The following is a 23343-nucleotide window of genomic DNA, read 5'->3' on the forward strand; positions in this document are numbered from 1 at the left end:
CCATTACGCCAGCCCTTCTGCATATCATTTATATAATTATTCTAAATTTTTAAGAAGAATCCATCCGGTTTTCACGGCGGTCTCTTTACTTGCAGGATCCTGATAGGTCACCTGATACCAGTAAGAGGCAGTAGGTAAACGTTTCCCCTGGAAAAATCCATCCCAATATGGTCTGGTTTTACCAGCCTTGAACACTTCTCTTCCGTAACGGTCGAAAACAAAACCTTTAAAGTCTTTATAGCTGCTTACTCCACTAAAATCAATGATATCATTAACGTTGTCTCCGTTTGGCGTGATCACATTCTTCATCACGAACGTAAAGTATTCTAAGAATCCTTCACAACTGGTATTCTTCACTTTAACACGGATGGATATCACCGTATTTTTAGGAACATTGGAGAATACATTGGAAGCCTGCCATGTATAACCATTGTCTACTGAATATTCCAGTGTACCGTTGCTGGGATTGCTTGCCGTGAGAACCATCGTTCCATTAACATTATAATCCACTTTTATGATTTGGGGAACTACTGCACGGATCACCTGGGTTTTAAACTCTTTTGAACAAACGCCATTGCTGATTTTGACGGTATATTCTCCCGGAGTTCCCACAGTAATAGCCTGAGTCGTTTCACCTGTATTCCATTCATAAATATATCCAGGTCCTGATCCTGCATCTAAAAGAATCATATCCCCTTCACAAATTTGTCCTCCTTTCAGAGAAGATACAATAGCCGGCACTACATCAATGGTAATGGTTGCCGATTGCAGAGATTTACATCCCTGTGCACCAATAGCATATACGGTATAGGTAGTCGTCTGAGTTGGACTTACTGTTCTTACTCCTCCTGTACTGGATGTATCTCCCCACTGATAGGTTACTCCGCCGGAAGCCGTTATAATGAGAGATTCTCCTTCACAGATTCTCAATCTCGGTGCGTTAAGCGTAGCGACAGGAGTCTCTTCTCTTCTTAAGGTTAATGTGACGATCTTGCTACAGAAAGCTCCGTTTGAAACCAATACGTAGATCACTTGTCCGTCTGTACCATTATAATTTGTGGTATTGGTAATGAAACTGTTATTCTGTGCCTGTGCATCAGCCTGAGTAGCATAAAATCGGAATACAGCTCCTGGTGTTGTGCTGATCTGTGGCTTTGCAGAGTCTAAATTAAAAGTACTGAGCGTTGGAGTTGCACAGAGCTTCAGCGTTGCATTTTGAGCAGCAGGAGAAGTTCCGCCTATAATGGTAATGGTGGCTTTCTGACATTCTGTCCCACCTACAAAAGTTTTCACTTCATATACTCCCGGTGAATTGGCTACATACACTGCATTGGTTGCAAAAGGAATAAGTACCCCATCTTTATACCATTTATAGGTCATTCCAGGAACGGCAGACACCTGAGCTTTTAAAGTCTGTGGGGTGTTATCACACATATTCAAAGTGTCTCCTAGAGGATTTCCGTTGCCGTCGACGATCGTCATCCCGATATCAAAAGATCCTCCCTGCAGAAATACCGCAGAATCATAGCCATTATCAATTGCATCTGCCAGAACCATTTTAAAATGATAGGTCTGGCCGGGAATTACAGTGGCAGTGGCTTTAAGAGGAATGGTTCTTCCTATAAAATTAGTTTCGACATTCAAAGTATTCAGTCCTCCGAAGTACTGTTCATTAATCGTTTCTCCATCACATCCTACGCCGGGAGGTACAATATTAAGAACACTTACCGGTCCATCTCCGTTGGGTAGAATTGCTAAATTGGTATAAGTTGGATCACCAACTTTTTTAAGAAGGAGCGCAAAACCGTCCGCAAAATCACCACATGGATACCCACTTGTGTATTCTTCTGAAGCAAATAAGTAATTAAATTTAACCTGGTTGCTGTTCGGGACGAAATCGAACTCTAAGGAGACCACGTCTTTCAGATTACCCGGAGGGTTGATCGCTGCTACCAGATCCGGATCATTCATTCCGGCTCCGGGGACAACATCTCCTAATGCAGCCGGTCCCTCTAAAGCATTTCCTGCTCTTCTGGCCTTACCGGTCACAAGAAGCAATCCGTCATTAAAAGGAAAATTGGTAGTTCCTTTATGAAAATACCCCCAGGCTCTATCTGTATCTGTTGGCAGTTGATTCGGAGATATGGTCACATTGCTGACATTAGGAGCCGCGCAGACAGATCCACCCGAGATCAGTACATTTTTTACAAGCTGTTCTATAGTATAGCTTGATGGTACATAAGTGGGCACATTGACATCTATAAATGCACCTGCCTTTTTACTCTGCGCACTAAACTTTTCAGGCTTTGATTTTCTTTCCATTCTCTGTGAAAAAGCAGAAACAGAAGCCAGTAGAAACATTGTAATTAAAAAGTAATTATTCAGTCTATAATTGAACATTTTATTATTGTTTGTTCAAATGTAGCAAAAATATCATTAAAAACCATTCTAATTAAGCATTTTCAAATAATTCACCACACACATTCACAATAAATACATTTTATATTTATATAATCCACAAAAATGGTAGAGTTCAATTTTAACTAAAAAATACCCTAAAAAAAGCAGACTGTACATGAACCGGTCTGCTTTTTTATATTTTCACTATCCTAATATCTTATTTTATTGCTTGCTATTTCTTCAACTGATCAATTTCATTTTGAAGCTGGCTGATGACATCCTTTAAAGCTTTGATTTCATTCTTATTGGAATTCACATTGCTTTTAAGTATAACATTTTTGGCTCTTTCGTTGTGATCTTCATCATCTTCATCCTCATTGATCTCCTCTATATCCTCCTGGATATCTTCAATATCTTCATTGATCTCTTCAATATCTTCGCTGATCTCCTCAATGTCTTCACTGATCTCTTCAATATCTTCCTGAATATCTTCAATATCTTCACTAATTTCCTCAATATCTTCCTGGATATCTTCAATTTTCTCATGGCTTTTATTAACAGACATCTGAATAAAAATGGCGAGATATATTGCTTCCAGGGAGACCACGGTGGTAAGGATCAAAAGCATTTTGTCGAACTCAACAAGATTGAGCATCGGCAAGAGAAATGAAGTGATAAAGAATAAAGTATGAACGATGAGTGAGGGTATAGAACCTACCCACCAGGTAATCCCATTCGCTATTTTTTCTAACACTTCTTTTTTTTCTGTTTCTTTTTTCATCCTTCCTATGTTATAAAAGTTCTTTCGTCACTCCAAGTCCAAATAGGGCAAAATCATACTTGGCAGGATCGGTCTCATCAAATTGTCTGATGGCTGCATCCAGTTCTTCCACTGTTTTCCAGTCGTTCTGGGTTCTGGACACCAGACCAAGCTTCCTTGAAATATTTCCCGTATGTACATCCAAAGGAATCGACAGGTGTTTCTGATCTATGTTTTCCCAAATACCAAAATCTACGCCATGTTTATCTTTTCGGACCATCCAGCGGAGAAACATAATAATTCTTTTGGAAGACGAGTTTTTGTAAGGTGAGCTGACGTGTTTATGACTTCTGTGTTTTTCTGTTTCGAGAAAGCTTTTTCTGAATCTTTCAATAGCATGAAGAAAATTGGTCTCCGGGTGATTGACGATAAATAAATTTTCAAGACTTTCATTGTCTTTATAGATCTTACTGAATTGTCTGATGAAATAAGCAAAATCCTCCCCGTTAAAAGTTCTGTGGATACTTTTGTTCTGAAGGATTTCCAAATCTTTTTCTGAATGGTTTAACACAAAATCATAAGGTGAATTCCCCATGACCTCAAGCATTTTATCCGCAGATTTAATAATTGATTTTCGGTTTCCCCATGAAATCGTAGCGGCCAGAAAACCGGCAATTTCTATATCCTGTTTTAAAGTAAATCGGTGTGGAATCTGTATGGGATCATCTTCAATGAAATCGGGACTGTTGTATTGATCTGCTTTTTCGTTCAAAAAGCTTTTTAATTCTTCAAAATTAAGCATACAGGTTTTAAATTTTTACGCTTTCAAGAGCTTTTGGGAGGTAGCTATTGGGAAAAACATTTCGCGCTTCATCGGTGAATACGGTAAGGTCTGCGTACCTGTTGGAAAAATGCCCGAGGATCAGTTTTCCTACTCCAGCTTTCTGGGCAATTGTTGCAGCTTCCAAAGCCGTTGAATGCCCTGTATAATCGGCCATCTCTTTCAGGTCATGCAGAAATGTTGATTCATGATAAAGAACCGTTACATTTTTAATGATCGGAAGTACACTTTCGAGGTAGCGGGTATCACTGCAGAAAGCATATGAAACAGGAGGTGTCGGATCGAGAGTCAGCACGTCATTTTTAAGAACATAACCATCGCTTAATACGAAATCTTTTCCTGCTTTTATATTGTGGTAATCACAGGATTCTATTTCACTGTATTTGGCAATTTCCTTCATATTCAGATGCCTGTCTTTTGGTTTTTCTTTAAAAAGATAACCGTTACAGTATATTCTGTGATCCAATGGAATGGTATACACCTCTACCCTGCTGTCTTCATAGATCTTTTCAGAATAATCCTTATCCAGCTCATGATAAACCACTTCAAAGCCGCGGTGTGTTTCTGTGATCTGAAAAATGGTTTCCAGCATTTTTTTGATTCCCTTGGGACCGTAAACGTGCAGGGGGATATCTCTTCCAAGAAGACGGAAAGAGGCAATAAGCCCCGGAAGACCAAAACAATGATCCCCGTGAAGATGAGAAATAAAGATATGATTGATCTTTGAAAATCTTGCTTTTGCTTTTCTCAGCTGTACCTGTGTTCCTTCTCCACAGTCGATCAGAAAGTGTCTTTCTTCTATTTCCAGCAACTGGGCCGTGGGCGAAGAATTAATTGTCGGAATAGCTGAATTAAAGCCTAATATCGTTAAATAAGTACTCAAATCAATAGTTTATTATAACAAATGTACGACAGAAAATCTAAACATATATTTTAGATTTAATTTTAAATACTGAAAAGCATAGGATTTCTAAAAATACATAAGCTGTAGAAGAGTTTGAATACTGAAAGCATTAAAGCGCGTATAAAACTGCAAAGAATAGCTTAAGTTGGATAAAAATCTACGGTTTTGCGTTCGATTGATTAATCTTTTACTTTCAGGAAGTCCAGAAACAGATCCAACGCCTGCTTGCGGTGACTTATTTTGTTTTTATCATCCGGATTCATTTCTGCGAAAGTTCTGTCATACCCTTGAGGAACGAATATAGGATCATAGCCAAAACCTTTATGTCCCTTATTTTCTGTTAATATATTTCCATGAACTCTTCCTTCGAAATATCGGGCTCCATTTTCGTCATAATAACATAAAACTGTAATGAAATAAGCTTTTCTGTTGTCTTCCCCTTCCAATTCACCTAAAACCTTTTCCATGTTTTTCGCAAAATCATGATCTCCTGCATAACGTGCCGAAAAAATTCCGGGTCTGCCATCCAAAGCTTCTACAGCAAGGCCGCTGTCATCTCCCAAACTTGGAATTCCCGTTTTCTCAAAGCAATATTTCGCTTTGATCAGAGCATTGGCATTAAAAGAATCACCATCCTCTACAATTTCTTCATGAATATTATAATCTGTGAGGCTTTTTACTGTAAAATCATTTCCAAGGATCTGCTGGATCTCTTCTTTCTTGTGTATGTTGTGAGTGGCAACTAATAATTCCATATTTATATTTATTTTTGCTCAATTCATTTTTGTCCGTACCTCATATTACGGTTAATTTTATTTCTTCTTTGTCCTAAATTTCAGAATAATGTACTTTATACTTTTTCATAAACAAATAATAGAATAAAGAAAAAAGTACAATTCCTATTACCAGAATAATCCATTCGGAAATTTTGAAAGCGTCTGCGAAACTTTCGCTTTTCGTATAAGTGACGAGCATTGAAGAACACAGGTTGTTAAATCCGTGAAGCAACATCGGCAGCAACAGAGACTTTGTTTTCTGATACACTAGTCCCAGCACGCAACCCAGCAATACCGCGCCTACAAACTGCCATGGATTTCCATGAACCAGTCCGAAGATGATGGATGCATACAAAATCGCTCTTCGGGGATCTACGCCTTTATTCACCAGTCCTTTCTGAATAATTCCTCTGAAAATAATTTCCTCGAAAATAGGCGCCATGATCACGGTCATGATGATCATAATGACTGGTTCAAAGGTCAGCTGCTCCATCAGCTGTGAGAAATATTCATAGTATTTCCCCCAGAATGGTCCTGTGATGGGAATAAGAGAGGTGATGAATTCTGAAATAAACATCATCCCGATCATCATAGGAAAGATAAGGAGATAGGTATAAAAATTCGTTGGAGAAAAATTAAAATTCAGTTTTTTTCCTGTTGAAGGCCTCACGATAAAAAAATCAAAAAAGGCGATCGCAGTCAAAAATCCGGCTGCATTGGTCAACATTAAAAACCAGTCTTTCAGTTCGAGATTTTCTCTGAAAGCTATTTTCCAGAAACTGCCGAAAAAAGATACAGCCATTGTTCCTATGAATAATCCCGCCAACAAGACAAGACCTCCGATCCATGTGAAAGTAAACTTCGGATATCTGCTATTTTCCATGCTTTTTCTGTAAAATTTTGTAAAAACAAAGATAATTTTTTTGAAAGCCTTAAGCAACTAAAAAAGGAAATACTTATTTTCGCCTACTCATCCCAATCACATTAAAAAATGAACCCCGAAAAGCCTTTTCCGAGGATAGAATCTAAAATCAGTCTGTTTCCTACATTCATGCTTCAGACATTGGTTTACGGTATGTTACTTTTAGGCTTTGCCTTTCTTATTGCTCTTCCTGCTTATGGAATTTACAAGAGAGGTATTGAAGTCATGCTTTTTCCTGCATTAATCTGTTTTCCCGTAGGATTGGGTATTCTGATTCCTACAGTAAAAGAATATATACTCAAAAGGAATCTTATCGCAAGCACAATCATCGTTGATGAAACCGGAATCCTGTATTGTAATTCAAAACGTGAAGTTGTCCATCAAATTCTTTACAGTGATCTTGTTTTTTCCGGCAAAGAGTATGATGTTTTATCAGTAAGTACCGGAAGCAGCGGAATTATGCCTCTGCTTGAAGTCTTTACCGAATCTGAAAAAGAAGCCGCGAAACCTTTGCGTATCGAAATGAATCTTCCGTTGCATGTGGTCAAAGACCGTTATACATTATATGCCCATCTTTTGAGAGGAATCAGTGTTTTCCGACCGGACCTGAAAATCGCCCCACAGGTTTTTAATAATTATTTTATTGATCCTGAAACCTGGCAAGTGAATAAAAAAGGGGGAAAATATTTATTTTTAATCATCCTTTTAGCCGCGCTCCTTCTCTGCGGGCTTATTGTTTGGTTGGTATTTTCTTTTGGTTAAATAACAGATATGAAGGAGAAATTTAAAATAATGGAATCGGAGATCAACTGGCCTCTAACTTATGTTGCGCTTGGTTTGGTATGGCTGACGATCACCATCATAATCGCTGTAATCGTTTTGCTTTTTTATAAACTTTTTGATCATGGCTTCAATGATTTTTCGTCTGATCGCGGTCATTTTTTTGTTATTCTTATTGCCGAAGCTATCCTTATTTCCTGTTGTCTGTTTCTGATCATCCATATCATTGATGCAAAGAATAAATATTTCAAAAAAATTGTGGTTGATGCAAAAGGAGCTCACACTTACAATTATAAAAAAGAACTCATTGACAACACATTATATTCCGATTTATGTAAATCTGATGATCCTTTTCTCCCTGATGTCAGTGACAACACCAGTACACAGCCCTCCTTTACCAAATCATTAAGAATCTTCAGGAAGAATAAGTCAAATCAAATTGACACAACTTTTATTGATTTTAATTACAGCTATTACCAATTTAAAAACAAGCCTGAACTCTAAAGACATTTTCTGCAGGGAATACAAATATTCAGACCGGACATTACCATTAAACAATATACCCTTGAAGAATATAATCTGACAGACGAAACAAGTTATGTTAAAAAACGGAAAGGCTTTGAATGGCTTGCCACCCTTCTTTTCATGGCTGTTCTTTTTGGGTTATTATATCTGTTGGTGCTTTTTTTGAAATTGAATTTAGAGGTTAGAAATTAGAGGTTAGACCATGAACGTTTGTATTAATAAGCTTCACACTTATTGTTTCTAAACCACATTCTTAAATTACCAAAATTTCTTTATTCATACGATAAGTACTTCTTTTAAAACTCCAATCATTTTACCGAGGAATCCCCTTATCCATAATCTTGCAGCTTTTATTCAAAACTCTCAACCATTTATTCCTGTAAATTATTTGAAACCTCATAAAAAATCCCGATTTTTGCAACTTCAAAATACACTATGTCAGACTTAATCAAAGAAATACAAAAAAGAAAGACTTTCGGGATTATTTCCCACCCGGATGCCGGAAAAACAACCCTTACAGAAAAATTACTTCTTTTCGGGGGTGCGATTCAGGAAGCCGGTGCGGTAAAGTCCAATAAAATAAAAAAAGGAGCTACCTCCGACTTTATGGAAATCGAAAGACAGAGAGGAATCTCTGTAGCGACTTCTGTATTGGCTTTTGAATATAAAGATCACAAAATTAACATCCTTGATACACCGGGTCACAAAGATTTTGCTGAAGATACCTATAGAACTTTGACTGCTGTAGACTCTGTAATCGTGGTAATTGACGTTGCAAAAGGGGTTGAGGAACAGACTGAAAAACTGGTGAAGGTCTGCAGAATGAGAAATATTCCTATGCTGGTTTTCATCAATAAACTTGACCGTGAAGGTAAAGATGCTTTTGATCTTTTGGATGAGGTAGAACAGAAATTGGGATTAAGAGTAGTTCCTTTGTCTATTCCTATCGGTATGGGAAGTGACTTCCAGGGAATCTATAATATCTGGGAAAACAATATTCAGCTTTTCCTGGAAGAAAAGAAGCAGAAAGTAGGTGAAACCGTTAAGTTTGACGACATCAATGATCCTTCAATAGATGAGGTGATCGGGGAAAAAGCGGCTCAAAATCTTAGAGATGAGCTTGAACTTGTACAGTCTGTATATCCTGAATTCAGCCGTGAAGAATATATGGCGGGTGATCTACAACCCGTTTTCTTTGGTTCGGCTTTAAATAATTTTGGAGTCCGTGAGTTACTGGATGCGTTCATCGAAATTGCACCGATGCCTCAGCCTAAAGAAAGCGATACCCGTCTTGTAAAACCTGAAGAAAATAATTTTACGGGATTCGTTTTCAAGATCCACGCGAATATGGATCCTAAACACAGAGACCGGCTTGCGTTCGTGAAAATTGTTTCAGGAACATTCAAAAGAAATGAAAATTATCTGTTGGTAAGAGAAAACAAAAAGATGAAATTCTCTTCTCCCAATGCATTCTTTGCTGATAAAAAAGAGGTGGTAGATGAAAGTTTCCCCGGAGATATCGTAGGTCTTCATGATACGGGAAGTTTCAGAATCGGAGATACATTGACCGGTGGTGAGAAATTAAGCTTCAAAGGAGTTCCTAGTTTCTCTCCTGAGCATTTCCGTTATATCAACAACAGTGATCCGCTTAAAGCCAAGCAATTGGCAAAAGGTATTGATCAGCTGATGGATGAAGGGGTTGCGCAGCTCTTTACCATGGAAATGAATAACAGAAAAATCATCGGAACTGTGGGGGCACTTCAGTATGAGGTCATCCAATACCGTCTGGAGCATGAATATGGTGCAAAGTGTACCTACGAACCCCTTTCGATGCATAAGGCATGCTGGATAGAAGCTGATGAAAAATCTGAAGAGTTTAAAGAATTCGCAAGGCTGAAGCAGCGATTCCTTGCAAGAGATAAATACAACCAGCTTGTATTCCTTGCAGACTCATCATTCACAATTCATATGACCCAGGAAAAATTCCCGAATGTAAAACTGCATTTTATCAGTGAATTTAATAATGATTAATCATTACGTTATAGTACAAAAAAACCGTTCATCTGAACGGTTTTTTTGTTGAATCTATTGGGATGATTTACTTAGGAATCATCATTAGTTTCTTAACAATTTTTTCTCCATCTACGGTAACATGAATCATATAGGATTCAGTAGGTAAATGTTTTAAATTGATCTGTTGCAGATCCTGATCAAAAATATATTTGGTCTTTTTAGGCACAATCAGTTTTCCGTCCATTGAAAATATTTCGTAAGTAATAACGTAAGGACGCAACGGAATTTGTCTAGGGAAATCGGCTTTAATGTAAACATACCCATCATTGGAAGGCACAGGATAGATCATCAGCCCCTGGTATATTCTTGTAGGGGTTGTTACCGGATTTCCAGGATTTGGACCCGGAACTACTACTGCTGAAGAATTAATTGTAAAGTTTTGTGAATTGACATTTAAAAATACATTCTCCACAGCTTTCACCATAATTCTGGCACTGTTTGAAATCGTTCCCAGACCACCCGGAACCGTATAATTATAAGAACCATTATTAGGTGTACTTGCAACCAAAACGGTTGGGAAAGTAAGACCGCCGTCTTTTGACAAAAGGATTGTTACATTAGGCGTGCTTACAGGGGCAGCTGTTGTATTGGCCACATCCCAGGTAATGGCATAGGACTGACCTTCACTCCAGACAACTCCTGCTGTATTTTGTGAAGTAACCAAGAAAGGCCCTGCACCATCTACAACGGTAAGTTTCACATTATCACGTCCAGTCTGGCCTCCCAGAGGATTATTATCTCTTACAAGAACTGAAAAATTAAGATCTCTTCCTCTTGAAGCGAGCTTCTCCCATGCTTTCACATCTGCAGGAGCTACAATGGCAGGATCATAACCGGAAACAATCGTAGACAGTCTGGGAAAATATCTTGAAGGTGATGCTGTAGGCATTACAGACCTGAAAAGAGGTCCTACTGCATTAACCGGTTGAGGTGGCATAGCCGCAACCCCAAAATCAGTTTGTTCCCAGGTATAAGTAAGAGCATCATTATCTGCATCCGTTGCAGTGGCTGTGAGCATAAATGGAGTACTCTTCGGGATGCTTCTGTCCGGTCCTGCGTTGGCAATTGGCTCTGTGTTGGCAATCGGGGTTTTAACCCCACAGTTGGAGGTAGAACCTGAAGTTAGCCTGGTATACATTTCAGCAATACTTACCGCATGGAAATATGCATCACTGTGGGGTTGTACATTGGGAGCACAAATACCTGCATATCCCATAATAGAGCTGGCACTTCCCGGCTCTATGGATGTAGGCGTATTTCTGTTACAGTTATTATTTTGCGTATGATTGGCCCCAAACTGATGTCCCATTTCATGAGCTACATAATCTATTACAAAAGGATCACCCACCGGAATTGCAGACCCGGTAACTCCACCCGCCTTGCTACTTCCACAAATGGCAGGAGTAGCCGCTAAGCCATTATCGTTCCCAGCATTGGCCTGAAAGAACAAGTGACCAATATCATAATTGGCAGCACCGATAATAGTGTTGGTAACCGTGATATTTTCACCTAACATCTGTCCTGCATCCAGAGTATTAAAAGTATCTGTACTGATGAAGAATAAAGAATCTGTATTCGGAATAAGCTGTAATCTTACTGAAATATCTCTTTCAAATACTTCATTTAATCTTGTTACAGCAAGGTTAACAGCCGCAAGAACTGCCGCTCTTTTCTGAATATCCGTTCCTGATCCCACACCAGCCTGACCTGCGATATAAGCAGTGTATTCTGTCGTCGTTGTAATCGCAAGCCTGTACTTTCTGTTTAATCCGTCAATAACTGTTTTCTGGGCACTTAAAGCGGATTCATCCAGTTCATTATTTCCATTAAAAAGACATTCAAACTGACTGAGAGATGAGGCATTTTTCCGATCATACAGTTTATAAATCTTATTATCTTTTGTATAAGAATCGATATAATAAATTCCCTGATTATTTCTGATCATCCCGTTAAATCCAAAGTAAGGATCTATGGTAAACTTTAAAGTGGCTGATTGGTCCCCTTTTTTGAAGCCGGTAAAAGAACGGATCTCAGAATATCTGTTCTGAAGGTCCGGATGCATGGTTGAAGATTCAAAAACCTCGTAGGTATCAAAGCCTCCTTCAAGGTTTGGAAAATCCATCAGTACTCCTTTTTTAGACAAATGCAGATCACTGTCCGGTAAATTTTTGAGTTGATTTTGAATGTCACTGACATTAAGTTTAAACAAAGTGAAATCAGTAATCCTTACATTAGTTTCACGAATTTCACTGTTGATTTTTGAGTCAGGTTTTTTCCAATGATTTTTTTGAGCAAACCCTACTGCCGAAAACATGAGCAAGGTCCCCAAAACCAGTAATTTTTTCTTCATCTACTTTTTTTTATAAATTAAAAGATTATTAGTTTAACACCTGAAGGAACTTTCCCTTCTATTTTAAGAATCAATATGGGATTCTTTTCTTTATTCAATAAATATTCTTCGTTATCAATTTCTTTATAATAGACCTTTAGAAAAGATTTCTCCTCTTCTATCTTCTCTATTTCAATATCTCCATATTCCTTTGTTTTCAATTGAGGTTTCAGTACAAGAAGAAATTCATTTTCAGACAATGTAGGAATTGGCTGCGACCGGGAAAATCTTTTATCTTCCATTACGCTGTATAATTTTACTGTTTCCTCAAAAGATTGTACTAAGGTATACTCTTTTAAAAGTATATTCTTATTCAGCCTTCGTACTTCCGAAAATTTTATCTCATTATTATTTCTACTCATTCCTGACTCTGTTTTAACGACATTTTTTGTAGCAGAAATGTTTGTGCAACCTGCCCCACCTCCAAATCCAAACAAAAACAACAGAAAGATTAACAAAAATACTCTTTTCATTATGAAAATATTAATATGCAAATGTAAATATTCATATTTAGCATTTTGAATATTTTTTCGAAAAAAATTATTCAATAAACACAAATCTACCCCAAAACCTTGTAATGAGTCGTTAAAATTACATAATTGTTAAAATAAATGATCAATTAACATACAAAAGCAGTTATCCAAACATTTACCTTTATAAAAACGAAACTATAAGCAACTTATTATGCATCAGGTCCTGTAAAGTTATCAGAGTTTATTTACAAAAATATTCTTATCCTCAGTTGATTCAGGTAACATGAGATATTTACTTTGAATGAGCTCTCTATTTCTGATAGGCATGACTATAGAAAAGAATATAAAAATCAATAATTTTATACATCCTGTTTTGTAAATCTTTTGTAAAATGAGCTCAGTCAATTGATTTTCAACTGAATAAAATTTTACTGGCATAATACATTCTATTTACAATTAATTTCTGGCCACCACTCCTAATTTTACTTCATCAAAAAATAATGTTATGAAAAAGTTCGTATTAATGGTTGCTTTATCAAGCACTTTTATCATGTGTAAAAAGAGTGAAGCAGCACATTCTCAGATTGAAGATACTTTACATGCTGTGGACAGTGCGGCAACCGAAGTTCATGAAACCGTGAATTCTATCAATCAAACGGCAGACAAAATGATGGATTCGGCTCATGTCAAAATAAAAGATTTTGAAGATAGCAAAGGAGAAATTCAGCAGAAGATCGAAAGTACTGCCAAAATAGTAGATTCCTTATCTGATAAAATTGCATCCACAAAACTGGAATCAAAAATCGAGAAAAAAGATTCGGCGGATAAAAAAACTGAAAAGGTAGTTGTTAACGTCCCGGCTCCAAAGGTGATCAAAGAAACCAAGATCATTTATAGAAATCAATCAAAAAATGACAGCTATGAGTTGAATGCTCCTAAAAACATAATGGTAAAAACCGGATTGCTTTCTGTAAAAGCAGACAATGCAGAAACCGTAAAAGAACTCGTAAAAGAGGAAACGATAAAAAACAACGGATATGTAAAAAGTGAAGAGCTTTCTTATGTTTCTGCAGAGCCCGTAAGACACGAGTCTGCCTATCCCGAAACAAACCAGAAAGTCTACTATATGGATATCAGGGTTCCTATCCGGAATTTTGATGATTTAATGAATGATCTGAGCAGAATTGGGGAGGTAGACAATAAAAACATTCAGGTTTCCGGCAATCATTATACGGATAATACACTATGTACTATAACAGTGACCCTTACCGATCAATCCGATATTGAAAAAGAACCTAAAACTTTCGGTGGAAAATCACTCGCAGCCATTTCATCCGGCTGGGGTGTCATTACTTCTGTCTTTCTTTTCATACTCCCACTCTGGCCCCTACTTCTCATCGGAGGCATAGCTTATTATTTTTATAAGAAGAAAAATAAAAAAACAACTGACAACAATCCTCAATAGATCGGAATCCATCGAAAGATGGATTTTTTAATATTTTTTTAATGACTATAAAAAATTAAACCCAATTCTTCTTCTTATATTTATCTTGTTAAGACAAACATCTAAATCTATGGATAGCACGTCCCAATTTAAAATAATAATGCCGACGAACAGCACTATTATATCCAGGGACATTTAGAAATGGGTAATTTTCCAGCTGAAGGCTAATTTATAAAAGATGACTTTGAAAAAGGTGATGTTAGGATATATTTCAATGGGGCTGAAAATTATCTTAAAAATAGATCTTAGCAGCTGGATCAGTGGAAACCCAAAAGATATTCTGAAAAGTAATTTCGGTGTTGCCAGCGATATCATTGACAAGTTTCCGAAATCAGATCAGTTGATCATTCTATAAAAGATTAAAGAATAATATCGCTTGAAAAAGCGCTCATATATTATTAAAGTAAGTGGTTTGTAAATAGAAAGGCTCCCCATTGGGAGCCTTTCTCTATTTCATATTGACTACTTTGTCTACAACAAACTTTGTGTTTCCTCTCCAGGGAAGTGCTCCATTATATTCTTTATAATGAAGATCAAAAGTTTTACCACTGTTGGTTTCCAACTGCTTAAAAACTTCAGGATCATTGACAGAAAACTCAAACTCGTAGCTTGTAATGGTTCCTGTTTTCCCTTTTCCAAAACCTTCCTGGATTAATTTTCCTTCATAGGTTTTGAAAACGTAGCCTTTTTTTATGGCATAATTAAGGTAGCCGGACTTTACGCCCTCTCCAAAAACGAAAAAGTATTTATACCATACCAATACGCTTACCAGAATAAGGACTACTCCCAGACTGATCCACAAAGTTTTTTTCATAATAAGTAGTGTGTTTTATGTTAATTTATTTTGCGATGCTTCTTGAAATCACAATTTTCTGGATTTCAGAAGTCCCTTCATAGATCTGCGTGATCTTCGCATCTCTCATCATTCTTTCCACATGGTATTCTTTCACGTACCCGTATCCTCCGTGGATCTGTACTGCTTCGATCGTTGTATCCATTGCTACCTGAGAAGCGTATAATTTTGCCATTGCACCGCTCTCGGAGATATCTTTACCTGCATCTTTCTCAACAGCTGCCTTGAAGCAAAGCATTCTTGCTGCTGTGATCTGAGTGGCCATATCTGCTAATTTGAATGCGATAGCCTGGTGATTGATAATTTCAGTTTTGAACGCTTTTCTTGTTTTAGCATATTTTAAAGCTAATTCATAAGCTCCTGAAGCAATCCCTAACGCCTGAGAAGCAATACCGATTCTACCTCCATTCAATACAGCCATTGCAAAATTGAAGCCAAAACCATCTTCTCCGATTCTGTTTTCTTTCGGTACTTTTACATTATTGAAGATCAAAGAGTGGGTATCACTTCCTCTGATTCCCAATTTATCTTCTTTCACACCGATTTCAAAACCTTCCCATCCTCTTTCTACGATGAAAGCGTTAATTCCTTTATGTTTTTTCTCAGGATCAGTCTGTGCGATCACAATATAGTAAGAAGCCGTTCCTCCATTGGTGATCCAGTTCTTAATACCATTTAACAGATAGTAGTCTCCCTTGTCTTCTGCCGTTGTTTTCTGAGAAGTAGCATCAGAACCTGCTTCAGGCTCAGATAATGCGAAAGCTCCAATCACCTTTCCGCTGGCAAGAGGAGTAAGGTATTTTACTTTCTGTTCTTCGGAAGCAAATTTTTCAAGACCTGCACATACCAGTGAGTTGTTTACAGACATTACAACAGCTGCAGAAGCATCTATTTTTGCGATCTCCTCCATGGCCAAAACGTAAGAAACGCTGTCCATACCCGCACCTCCGTATTGAGGATCTACCATCATTCCCAAAAGTCCCATTTCACCCATTTTCTTCACTTGTTCTGTAGGGAATTTCTGGTCACGGTCTCTTTCGATAACTTCGGGTAATAGTTCATTTTGTGCAAAATCTCTTGCAGCCTGCTGAATCATCAGCTGTTCTTCCGATAAATTAAAGTCCATAAAAAATAATAATTAGATAGCTGTAAATTTACACTTTTTAACGAAATCTGAAAATAGAATTAGAAGTTAGAGATGAGAAGTTAGAAGTTAGCGGTTGGTAGTTTCAAATTTTAGCAGTACAATCGCTGAAAAGCGGTGGATATTATGGCAAACATTCAATTAATTCCCAATTGGGCGTTTGTAATTACAACAATTAAAAAAAATGCTTATATTTAAAATTCTTTAAAAATTACTTAAAAAATCATGGCAATCAAAAGATTATTCGATATTCCACACTACGCTTTAGAAAAATTTCCTAAAACGGACATGTTTGTAACCAAATATCAGGGCGAATGGAAAAAAACTTCGACGTTAGAGTTTATCAATCAGGGAAATAAAATATCCAGAGGACTTTTGAAACTGGGCATAAAACCGGGAGATAAAATTGCTCTGATCACTACCAATTCCCGTACAGAATGGGCAGTGATGGATTTTGGATTGTCTCAGATAGGGGTGGTTTCGGTTCCTGTTTATCCGAGTATTTCGGCTGAAGATTATGAATTTATCTTTAATAATGCCGAAATACAGTACTGTTTTGTATCTGACAAGGAACTTCTTACCAAGGTGATGAAGGTGAAACATAATATCCCTTCCCTTCAAGGCATTTTTACCTTCGACAATATAAGCGGGGCTGCCAACTGGAGAGAAATTCTGGATCTCGGAGAGGATGATTCTACCCAAATTGAAGTAGAGGATCTTTCCAATGCGATCAATTCTGAAGATCTGGCCACTATTATTTATACTTCCGGAACTACAGGAAGACCCAAAGGAGTAATGCTTACTCACCATAATATTGTTTCCAACGTTTTGGGGGCTATTCCAAGAATTCCAAAGAAAAAAAGCCTTGATTACAAGGATTCCAGAGCATTAAGCTTCCTTCCGATCTGTCATATTTTTGAAAGAATGCTTTTCTATCTGTACCAGTATAATGGATTTTCAATCTATTTCGCTGAAAGCATTGATAAAATGGGCGAAAATATAAAAGAAGTGAAGCCTCATTATATGACGGTGGTCCCCAGATTGGTGGAAAAAGTGTATGATAAAATTTACAACACAGGTTCGTCTGCCGGCGGTCTGAAATCAAAAATATTCTTCTGGGCTTTAAATTTAATCAGCAAAAAGAAAGTCATTGGAAAACCGTCCGGACTGCAGGAAATCATCGCGGACAAACTGGTTTTCTCTAAATGGAGAGAAGGTTTGGGCGGTGAAATTATCACGTTGGTTTCCGGCTCTGCGGCTTTGTCCACAAGATTAAATATGATGTTCCAGAATGCCGGAATTCCTATTCTGGAAGGATATGGATTAACTGAAACCTCACCGGTTATTGCAGTCAATAGTTTTAACAAAATGAAGGTAGGAACAGTAGGTGTTCCATTGGATAATCTACAGGTAAAAATCCAGGAAGATGGTGAAATTACCGTGAAAGGACCTTCTGTTTTCAAAGGTTATTTTAAAGCTGAAGAAATGACCAAAGAGGCGTTTACCAATGATGGATTTTTCAAAACAGGGGATATAGGACATATTGATGCTGAAGGATTTTTACAGATCACTGACCGTAAAAAAGAAATGTTCAAAACATCAGGAGGAAAATACATTGCTCCGCAAATGATTGAGAACCAAGCAAAAGCTTCAAAGTTTATCGAACAGATCATGGTGGTAGGTGATGGTGAAAAAATGCCGTGTGCATTGGTACAACCCGACTTTGAATTTGCTAAAAGCTGGGCCATGAGAAATAATCTGAATATAGGTTCTACCCCGGCAGAAATTGCAAAAAGTAAGGAATTAAAAGAAAGAATTGAAAAGGAGATTGAAGGCATCAACGAACATCTCGGAAACTGGGAAAAGATCAAGAGAATTGAGCTCACTCCCGAAGTCTGGGCCATTGAAACAGGATTGCTTACTCCCACTTTAAAACTGAAAAGAAAAGCGGTCAAAGAGAAATTTATGGATCTGTACAATAAAATGTACGAACATCACGAATAAAAATACAAGGAGCTGTTTCAGAAATGAAGCAGCTTTTTTATTTTAAACATAGCGAACTAAAACTTTTATTAATAGCAAAACTTCAAGACAGTACAAACGAATTTTGTTATCAAAGAAAATCCAATCATTGACAAGATATCATCACAAAAAAAATGTGCTTCATTTCTGAAACACATTTTATATGATTTAAAATCGCAATTAAAATTTAATCACCGATTTCATTCTGTCGTTTTCTTCCATTACCAATTCGTCATCTACAAGAATTTTTCCTGAGTGCTCATCAATAATAATTTTCTTTCTCTGTGCGATCTCCATCTGCTTTTGAGGAGGAATGGTAAAGAATGAACCTTTTGGTGCCCCTCTTTCTAATCCTACAACAGCTAATCCGTTGATAGAGCTCTTTCTGATTCTGTTATATGAAGCTAGTAATCTTTCGTCAATTTTACTTGCATACTCTTTAGACTGCTCTATTAAGTATTCTTCTTCTTTTTGAGTTTCAGAAACAAGCCCGCTTAATTCTTCTTTTTTGAATTTTAAATGGTTCTTTAAATCACTGATTTTCCCATTAAGTTCGCTTAAAGTTTCATTTTTGTGAGCAATTTTAACTCCGAATTCTTTAATTCTTTTATCAGCAAGCTGAATTTCCAACTCCTGGAATTCCATTTCTTTTCCTAATGCTTCAAACTCTTTATTGTTTCTTACCGTATCCTGCTGAGATTTGTATTTTTCAATTAAAGTTTTTGCATGGTTGATCACTTCATGCTTTGTTTTGATCTGGTCGTCCTGATCTTTGATATCTGCATGAAATTTTTCAGCTCTTTTTTCAAGTCCTTCAATCTCAATTTCAAGATCTTCAACTTCAATTGGCAATTCTCCTCTGGTATTTCGGATTTCATCCAATCTTGAATCAATGATCTGTAAATCGTATAAAGCTCTTAATTTTTCTTCAACTGAAATATCGTTGGTTTTTGCCATATCTTAAATGAAATAATTTACTGGGTTTGTTTTTTCAATAGATTTTGAAATTGCAAATGTACTAAATTTTTGTGACAAAATTTCAAATAATTGTTGAGTTACAAATTGTTCTGATTCATAATGACCTATGTCACAGATCAGCATTTTGGATTCCGCCATGAAATAATCGTGGTATTTGATATCTCCGGTAAGGTAAGCGTCACATTTCTTTGACAAAGCTGATTTTATTCCACTCGCTCCGGATCCCCCAAGAACCCCCACTCTTCTGATTTTTTTACGGGTAAAATCTGAATGTTTGATAACTTCAAGCCCGAATTTTTCCTGTACAAGTCTTAAAAAATCCTTTTCATCCATTTCCTCCTGAAGTTCGCCATACATTCCCAAACCTGAGTGCTGATTTTCATTATCCAGCTGATAGATCTGATGAGCTACTTCTTCATAGGGATGTGCTGTCTTCATGGCTGAAATAATAGCATTCTGTTTATAGCCTTCAAAAATAACAGAGATCATGTCTTCATCTGCATTTTCACGGATGTTTTGTTGTCCCGAAAATGGATTGGATCCTTCCACCGGTCTGAAAGTCCCGTTTCCGTTGAGCGTGAAACTGCACTCATCATAAAAGCCAATATTTCCGGCACCCGCAGAGAACAGGACTTCTTTCAATTTGTCAGAATGTTCTTTAGGGACAAAAACGGTCAATTGTTTCAGATTATTTTTTTTGGGCTGAAGAATTTTGAGATCTTTTAATCCCAAATGGCTGCATATCCCGTGATTAACACCGAATAAGTCATTATCAAATGCTGTGTGTATGGCATAAATGGCGATTTTATTTTCAATCGCTTTCAGCACTGCTCTTTCTACATAGTTCTTTCCTGTCAGAGATTTTAATCCTGAGAAAATAATAGGATGAAAACATACAATCAGGTTACAGTTTTTCTGAATAGCCTCCTCCACGACATTCTCCAACGCATCATGGCAGACAAGTATACCGCTGACATTTCTGCTGGGAACTCCGCAAAGAAGTCCTACATTGTCAAAATCTTCCGCCTGCTGAAGGGGAATACGGTTCTCTATTTTTGAAATTACTTCGCTTATTGTCATTTTATTCTGTATGTTTGCTACGAAAATAACGATAATTTGTTAATTTTAAAAAACATTAAAAATGGAAAGAGAACATAATCTTGTTCCTGAAGATAAGCTTTGGAAAAGGTTTCTTTACAGGGTCATTTACCGTGCCGATACTAAACTCGGGAAGTTATTTGACATTACATTATTATCTCTGATCCTTATCAGTACAGCCATCATCATGATGGAAAGTGTACCCCAACTTGATAAAAGGTTTCACTACTCTTTTCTGATTCTTGAATGGATTATTTCTATTTTTTTCACGGTTGAATACTGGATGCGAATCAGTGTTATAAAGAATAAAAAGAACTACATTTTCAGCTTTTTCGGAATCATTGATTTTCTTGCACTTGTTCCTTTTTATCTGAGTTTCTTCTTTCCTGTTACAAAATACTTCCTGATATTCAGGATGCTGAGAATGCTGAGGATTTTCAGAATTTTTAATCTCCTTGACTTCATGAATGATGGCTACCTCATCGTTCGGGCCTTAAAACACAGTTCCAGAAAGATCTATATTTTTCTTTTGTTCCTGATCATCTTTTCAGTGATCGTCGGCTCCCTTATGTTTATGGTAGAGGGCGGAAGACCCGGATTTGAAACGATTCCACAATCCATTTACTGGGCCGTAGTTACTGTGACGACGGTAGGGTATGGAGATGTCTCCCCTATTACGCCGATGGGTAAATTCTTTGCTGTTATTTTAATGCTTGCCGGTTATTCGATCATTGCCGTTCCAACAGGAATTGTAACAGCAGAAATGCGGAACAAAAGACAGAATCTTGAAAAGATCTGCGACCAGTGCGGCAATGAAGATATTGATGACGATGCGAGGTACTGCAAACAGTGTGGCAAGAAATTAGCTTAGTATCTGGTATTGATATTAATCTATTAACCCAATACCACAAAAATCATGGAACCACAAAAGAAAAACAAGCCCAACAGTCTGGTCATTATCCTTTTCTCTTTAGTCGTATTAATGATCATTATTTATTTCATACTAGTCATGTTTTTCCCTACCATATTTGAACATATGAATACAGGAGATATACAGCCGGTACCCAACAAATGATCGTGATGAATGATAAGTAACATAAAAAAGACGGCAAAATTGCCGTCTTTTTCTATCAATTGGGATTATTTTCTTTTTATTTTTATTTTTTGATCGCTTTGATCATTTGCTTGGAACCATCTTTCATATTCAGTGTCACAAAATACAATCCTTGCTTCAGATCTCCTAAATGAAGCGCAGAAGATGGATTTTCAATGGTTTTCACCAATCTTCCGGAAACATCAGAGACTGAAACCGATTTTACAAGGTCTGATTTTGAAATATTCAGCACCTCAGTGAACGGGTTTGGATAGGCTTTAATATCTTCTTTTGCTTTGGAAACTTCAGATGTAGCCAGTGATGCAGATTCTACGATAAAATTATCGACGAAAAATTCATAGTCTTCCGGATCGTTCACTGTTCCATCAGAGGCATAAAATGCAAAGACTGTATTGGCTCCTGTGTAAGAAGTCAAGTTGTAAGAATAGGTCGTCGAAGTATTAGACGGTGCGTTGGCAGCATTCCAGGTCTGCAGAACGGTCCATGTACTTCCTCCGTCACCTGAAACCAGAAACTGAACCACATCGTCAGATCCCATCGCCGAAGGAGTGGTTTCTAAAAACTCTGTAACTCCATAATCAAATTTAACTTTATATCCTCCTGCCGACAGATTGAAAGGTACGGTCTTCAGCCACGCTTGATTATCGGTGTAGTAAAGATTTACTTTGGCAGCATTGTCCCCTGAATTCAGGAAGTCACCACTATACCATAATTCGTCAGTATCGGTAGGTCCTGTAGATGCATCACCTCCTGAAGCCTGCTCCCAGCAATTTCCCGGAAATGTTGAAAAATTATTGGTATAGGTTACTGTGGGTACCACAACGGCACATTCTGTTGTAAAGGATGTTCCTAAAGACCATGCACTTTTATCAGTAGCACTGCAGGCAGATCTTACCCACACGTAGTACGTGGTAGCGGAAGATAATGTGGAAAGCTGAGCAGATGTAGAGGATCCTGCTACGCTTCCTGTAGCTGCAGTAGTACTTGCAGGGGCAGTGTTTGTTGTAGAATAGTAATATTCATAGCCTGTTCCAACGGTACTTGTAGAAGCTGTCCATGAAATAGATGCTGAATTGGAAGTTACTGTACTTGAAGATAAATTACTAGGTGCCAGACAGCTTGGAGCTGCTCCTATAATCACTGTATAATCGTGCGCTTCTCCATATCCGGCTGTATTACAAGGTTCCGGTTGGCTGGAATACCGGTCGCCTACTCTCATTCTGTAAGTTCCCGGTGTAACTGTAGCCGGAATAGAGATGCTGCCGTTGGTAATAGAATTATTATCCGGACCTGTACTGCTTGCTGTTGCAACAAGCTCCGGTGCCGCATCATCAAATGTTCCGTTGTTATCAAAATCAATCCAGATCCGTACGTTTTGATTGGAATAATCATGAACTACAGAAAAGGCATAATTTACCCCTGCGTTCATATTAATGGTCTGCGCTGTATAATCTCCGTAAGCTCCCTGAGAACATCCGGTATCCAAATGACTGAATCCAGCTGAAGGAATGGTAAAACTGTCAATCATATCGCCGCCATCGCACCCGCTGGAAAATTCCGGTATACAATAGGTCTGAGCAAATGCACATGTGCCAATCATTAGTAAGTTCGCAAGTAAAAACTTTTTCATATAAATTTATTTTATGGTATTAGCTAATTTAATAAAAAAAACACAATAACTATTTTTTTATTTAAAATATAGATGGCTCTCTACCAGTTATCTATATCAAATAGGTTTAATTGCTTTTTGCAATGGGTGTGATAAAGTATTTTTAAGTGCATTTATT

At 37.4% G+C, this 23343-nt stretch carries 21 protein-coding genes; 8 read left to right on the forward strand and 13 right to left on the reverse strand.

Annotated elements, in window-relative coordinates:
• Positions 1 to 36: 36 nt before the first annotated feature.
• From EG346_RS23155 to EG346_RS23180, 6 genes are all read right to left on the reverse strand, one after another.
• A complete protein-coding gene (locus tag EG346_RS23155) occupies positions 37 to 2400 on the reverse strand; it encodes a choice-of-anchor L domain-containing protein (protein ID WP_123882141.1) in 2364 nt (787 codons plus the stop codon).
• Between the two features lie 232 nt (positions 2401 to 2632).
• Complete coding sequence (locus EG346_RS23160; protein WP_123882144.1) at positions 2633 to 3181, reverse strand: DUF1003 domain-containing protein; 549 nt, start codon at positions 3179 to 3181, stop codon at positions 2633 to 2635.
• 10 nt (positions 3182 to 3191) lie between these two features.
• Positions 3192 to 3962: a TIGR02757 family protein gene (locus tag EG346_RS23165; RefSeq protein WP_123882147.1), complete on the reverse strand. Its 771-nt coding sequence runs from the start codon at positions 3960 to 3962 to the stop codon at positions 3192 to 3194.
• Between the two features lie 7 nt (positions 3963 to 3969).
• Positions 3970 to 4884: a ribonuclease Z gene (locus EG346_RS23170; RefSeq protein WP_073335073.1), complete on the reverse strand. Its 915-nt coding sequence runs from the start codon at positions 4882 to 4884 to the stop codon at positions 3970 to 3972.
• A gap of 200 nt (positions 4885 to 5084) precedes the next feature.
• The gene (gene rdgB / locus EG346_RS23175; RefSeq protein ID WP_073335091.1) at positions 5085 to 5660 is read right to left on the reverse strand and encodes an RdgB/HAM1 family non-canonical purine NTP pyrophosphatase; all 576 of its coding nucleotides are present in this window, start codon (positions 5658 to 5660) and stop codon (positions 5085 to 5087) included.
• 73 nt (positions 5661 to 5733) lie between these two features.
• Entirely contained in the window at positions 5734 to 6564 is an 831-nt protein-coding gene (locus tag EG346_RS23180; protein WP_073335092.1) for a CPBP family intramembrane glutamic endopeptidase, read from the reverse strand.
• 108 nt (positions 6565 to 6672) lie between these two features.
• Between EG346_RS23180 and EG346_RS23185 the strand changes: the two genes are divergently transcribed.
• The 3 genes from EG346_RS23185 (at position 6673) to EG346_RS23195 (ending at position 9939) form a co-directional block, all read left to right on the forward strand.
• A complete protein-coding gene (locus EG346_RS23185; protein WP_123882153.1) occupies positions 6673 to 7365 on the forward strand; it encodes a hypothetical protein in 693 nt (230 codons plus the stop codon).
• Positions 7366 to 7374: 9 nt separating this feature from the next.
• Positions 7375 to 7887 carry a hypothetical protein gene (locus EG346_RS23190; protein WP_123882156.1) on the forward strand — a complete coding sequence of 171 codons (513 nt, stop codon included), beginning with the start codon at positions 7375 to 7377 and terminating at the stop codon, positions 7885 to 7887.
• Positions 7888 to 8343: 456 nt separating this feature from the next.
• A complete protein-coding gene (locus EG346_RS23195) occupies positions 8344 to 9939 on the forward strand; it encodes a peptide chain release factor 3 (protein ID WP_073335076.1) in 1596 nt (531 codons plus the stop codon).
• Positions 9940 to 10006: 67 nt separating this feature from the next.
• Here EG346_RS23195 and EG346_RS23200 read toward each other — a convergent pair whose 3' ends face one another.
• Positions 10007 to 12331, reverse strand: coding sequence for a reprolysin-like metallopeptidase (locus EG346_RS23200; RefSeq protein ID WP_083564104.1), 2325 nt, complete (start codon positions 12329 to 12331; stop codon positions 10007 to 10009).
• 17 nt (positions 12332 to 12348) lie between these two features.
• Positions 12349 to 12843, reverse strand: coding sequence for a hypothetical protein (locus EG346_RS23205; RefSeq protein WP_123882159.1), 495 nt, complete (start codon positions 12841 to 12843; stop codon positions 12349 to 12351).
• 505 nt (positions 12844 to 13348) lie between these two features.
• On the opposite strand from EG346_RS23205, the gene EG346_RS23210 reads away from it, so the two are divergent.
• Entirely contained in the window at positions 13349 to 14308 is a 960-nt protein-coding gene (locus EG346_RS23210) for a DUF4349 domain-containing protein (protein ID WP_123882162.1), read from the forward strand.
• 217 nt (positions 14309 to 14525) lie between these two features.
• Complete coding sequence (locus EG346_RS24950; protein WP_164466277.1) at positions 14526 to 14702, forward strand: cupin domain-containing protein; 177 nt, start codon at positions 14526 to 14528, stop codon at positions 14700 to 14702.
• 93 nt (positions 14703 to 14795) lie between these two features.
• On the opposite strand, the gene EG346_RS23215 is transcribed toward EG346_RS24950, so the two are convergent.
• Together EG346_RS23215 and EG346_RS23220 are read right to left on the reverse strand one after the other, a co-directional pair.
• A complete protein-coding gene (locus EG346_RS23215; protein ID WP_073336748.1) occupies positions 14796 to 15161 on the reverse strand; it encodes a hypothetical protein in 366 nt (121 codons plus the stop codon).
• A 25-nt stretch (positions 15162 to 15186) separates the two neighbouring features.
• Positions 15187 to 16326 carry an acyl-CoA dehydrogenase gene (locus tag EG346_RS23220; protein ID WP_073336749.1) on the reverse strand — a complete coding sequence of 380 codons (1140 nt, stop codon included), beginning with the start codon at positions 16324 to 16326 and terminating at the stop codon, positions 15187 to 15189.
• A gap of 243 nt (positions 16327 to 16569) precedes the next feature.
• Here EG346_RS23220 and EG346_RS23225 point away from each other — a divergent pair, with 243 nt between their 5' ends.
• Positions 16570 to 18348 carry an AMP-dependent synthetase/ligase gene (locus tag EG346_RS23225; protein WP_123882165.1) on the forward strand — a complete coding sequence of 593 codons (1779 nt, stop codon included), beginning with the start codon at positions 16570 to 16572 and terminating at the stop codon, positions 18346 to 18348.
• Between the two features lie 198 nt (positions 18349 to 18546).
• On the opposite strand, the gene EG346_RS23230 is transcribed toward EG346_RS23225, so the two are convergent.
• Positions 18547 to 19323 carry a zinc ribbon domain-containing protein gene (locus tag EG346_RS23230; RefSeq protein WP_123882168.1) on the reverse strand — a complete coding sequence of 259 codons (777 nt, stop codon included), beginning with the start codon at positions 19321 to 19323 and terminating at the stop codon, positions 18547 to 18549.
• A gap of 3 nt (positions 19324 to 19326) precedes the next feature.
• Positions 19327 to 20424 (reverse strand): Nif3-like dinuclear metal center hexameric protein, encoded by a 1098-nt coding sequence (locus tag EG346_RS23235; protein WP_123882171.1) that lies wholly within the window; start codon positions 20422 to 20424, stop codon positions 19327 to 19329.
• 61 nt (positions 20425 to 20485) lie between these two features.
• Here EG346_RS23235 and EG346_RS23240 point away from each other — a divergent pair, with 61 nt between their 5' ends.
• Positions 20486 to 21313, forward strand: coding sequence for an ion transporter (locus tag EG346_RS23240; protein WP_073336754.1), 828 nt, complete (start codon positions 20486 to 20488; stop codon positions 21311 to 21313).
• Positions 21314 to 21358: 45 nt separating this feature from the next.
• A complete protein-coding gene (locus tag EG346_RS24955) occupies positions 21359 to 21517 on the forward strand; it encodes a hypothetical protein (RefSeq protein ID WP_164466279.1) in 159 nt (52 codons plus the stop codon).
• An 82-nt stretch (positions 21518 to 21599) separates the two neighbouring features.
• Here the strand turns inward: EG346_RS24955 and EG346_RS23245 are convergent, their stop codons facing one another.
• On the reverse strand, positions 21600 to 23186 hold the full coding sequence (locus EG346_RS23245) for a GEVED domain-containing protein (protein WP_123882174.1): 1587 nt from the start codon (positions 23184 to 23186) through the stop codon (positions 21600 to 21602).
• Positions 23187 to 23343: the final 157 nt, after the last annotated feature.

The sequence above is a fragment of the Chryseobacterium carnipullorum genome, assembly GCF_003815695.1.
In the GTDB taxonomy this organism is placed as follows: domain Bacteria; phylum Bacteroidota; class Bacteroidia; order Flavobacteriales; family Weeksellaceae; genus Chryseobacterium; species Chryseobacterium carnipullorum.